Source organism: Gemmatimonadota bacterium (assembly GCA_016209965.1).
GTDB lineage: Bacteria > Gemmatimonadota > Gemmatimonadetes > Longimicrobiales > RSA9 > JACQVE01.
The window spans coordinates 1-2,456 of sequence record JACQVE010000224.1; the positions used below are offsets into that span (position 1 = coordinate 1).

The window sequence follows — 2,456 nt, forward strand, 5'->3', positions numbered from 1 at the left end:
AGGCGACGGTGCTCCACATCCGCAGCGACCAAAAGGTCTTCTGCGCCGGCGCCGACCTGGCGTTGATGCGGTCCTGCTTCGCCACCCCCGAGGGGCCGGATGCCATGCTGGAGCTGGTGCGCCGGCTGCAGCGGCTCTTCGCGCGCCTCGAGGCGGCACCCCTGGCCACCCTCGCCGAGATCGGGGGCGCGGCCATGGGCGGCGGGATGGAACTGGCCCTGGCCTGCGACCTGCGCGTCGCCGCGGCGGAGGCCAGGCTCGGCCTGCCGGAAGCGCGGCTGGGCCTGCTACCGGGCGGGGGCGGCACGCAGCGGCTGGCCCGGCTGTGCGGCCGCGGCATTGCCAGCCGCCTGATCCTCGGCGCCGAGGCCATCGACGGCGCCGAGGCCGAACGGCTGGGGATCGTCCAGTGGTCGCGGCCGCGGGCGGAGTTGGCTGCCTGGACCCGCGAGGTGGTGGCACGCTTCGCCAGCATGCCCAGGGCAGCGCTGGCCGCGAGCAAGCGTTGCATCGCCGCTGCGGGCGATCCGAGCTGCGACGGCTTCGCCGAGGAGCTCGCCGGCACCCGGCGCCTGTACGACCACCCCGAGACCCGCCGCAGGGTTTCGGAGTTCCTCGACAGGAGCGCGGCATAGGGTTCGAGCGCACGACGGCCCTTCGCCGTGGTGTGCCTCGCCGGGCCGCGGGCCGATGCCGCCAGCGGACATGGCCGATCCCCTCCCCCGGAAAGGAACCCAACGATGAAGCGCGCTGAACTGGCACACTACACGGCCAGCCACTTCGGCTGGGCGGTCTCCGGCAAGGTGGCCACCATCACCCTCGACCGACCGGACCGCAAGAATACGCTCACACTGGAATCCTACGGCGAGCTGCGCGACCTGTTCCGCGAGATGGTCTACGCCACCGACATCAAGGCCGTGGTCCTCACCGGGGCCGGGGGCAATTTCTGCTCCGGCGGCGACGTCCACGACATCATCAGCAAGCTGGTGAAGATGGACATGAAGGAGTTGCTGGCCTTCACGCGCATGTCCGGCGATCTGGTCAAGGCCATGCGGGCCTGCCCGCAGCCCATCGTCGCCGCCATCGACGGCGTCTGCACCGGGGCCGGCGCCATGCTCGCCTGCGGTGCCGACCTGCGGTTCGGCACGGCCCGCAGCAAGGTCGCCTTCCTGTTCGTGCGGGTGGGACTGGCCGGGGCCGACATGGGCGCCTGCACCCTGCTGCCGCGCCTGATCGGGCTGTCCCGCGCCGCCGACCTCCTGTTCACGGGGCGCGTGATGGGCGGCGAGGAGGCCGAGCGCTTCGGCTTCTACAACCGCGTGGTGGAACCGGAGAAGCTGCTGGAGGAGGCCACCGCCATGGCCGGAAGCCTGGCAGATGGTCCCACCTTCGCCCACGGCATGACCAAGACCATGCTGTTCCAGGAGTGGAGCCACGGCCTCGATGAGTGCATCGAGGCGGAGGCCCAGGCCCAGGCCATTTGCATGCAATCCAAGGACTTCGAGCGCGCCTACCACGCCTTCGTGGCCAAGGAAAAGCCGCTGTTCGAGGGCAACTGATGGCGGACCAGAGCTTCCTCGCCTGGCCGTTCTTCGACGACGGCCATCGCGATCAGGCGCGCGAACTGGAGCGGTGGGCGGGGGAGGTCCTCCCGCCGCTTCTCGAAGGCGCCGAGGACAGCCTGGATGCCGTCTACGCCTGCGTCGGCCGGCTGGTGGCCGAACTGGGGCGGGCGGGACTGCTGCGCGTCTGCGTTCCCGGCGCCTATGGGGGGCTGCGCGAAGGCCTCGATGTGCGCAGCCTGTCCCTGGCTCGCGAGATCCTGGGACGGGGGTCGGGCCTTGCCGACTGCGCCCTGGCCATGCAGGGCCTGGGCAGCGCCCCCATCACGCTGTACGGCCGCGAGGACCAGAAGCGCGCAATCCTGCCAGGGGTGGCCGCGGGCACCGTCCTGGGCGCCTTTGCGCTGTCGGAACCGGAGGCCGGTTCCGACGTCGGCGCCATCGCCACCACCGCCACGCGCGACGGCGACTCCTGGCGGCTCGACGGGGTCAAGACCTGGATCTCCAATGCCGGCCTCGCCAACTATTACGTCGTCTTCGCCCGCACGGGCGAGGGGCCGGGAACCAAGGGCCTGTCCGCCTTCATCGTAAATGCCGACACGCCCGGCCTGGACGCCTCCGAACGCATCGAGGTCATCGCCCCCCACCCCCTGGGGACGCTGCGCCTGACCGGCTGCCGCGTTCCCGCCGACCGCCTGCTGGGCCGGCCCGGGGAGGGTTTCAAGATCGCCATGGCCACGCTGGACATCTTCCGGTCCTCGGTCGGCGCCGCCGCCCTGGGCTTCGCGCGCCGCGCGTTCGACGAGGCGACGGGGAGGGCGCTCAAGCGGCGCATGTTCGGCCACGCCCTGGCCGTGTTCCTGTTGACCCAGGCGAAGCTCGCCGTCATGGCGG

The 2,456-nt window shown here is 71.5% G+C and carries 3 protein-coding genes; all 3 read left to right on the plus strand.

Annotation, left to right across the window (positions count from 1 at the left end; all coding sequences use genetic code 11):
• The coding region (locus HY703_08980) for an enoyl-CoA hydratase/isomerase family protein (GenBank protein MBI4545315.1) at positions 1-635 on the plus strand (635 nt) is incomplete at its 5' end.
• A gap of 105 nt (positions 636-740) precedes the next feature.
• Positions 741-1,559: an enoyl-CoA hydratase family protein gene (locus tag HY703_08985; GenBank protein ID MBI4545316.1), complete on the plus strand. Its 819-nt coding sequence runs from the start codon at positions 741-743 to the stop codon at positions 1,557-1,559.
• On the plus strand, positions 1,559-2,456 hold an 898-nt coding region (locus HY703_08990; GenBank protein ID MBI4545317.1), incomplete at its 3' end, for an acyl-CoA dehydrogenase family protein. The genes HY703_08985 and HY703_08990, both read left to right, overlap by 1 nt.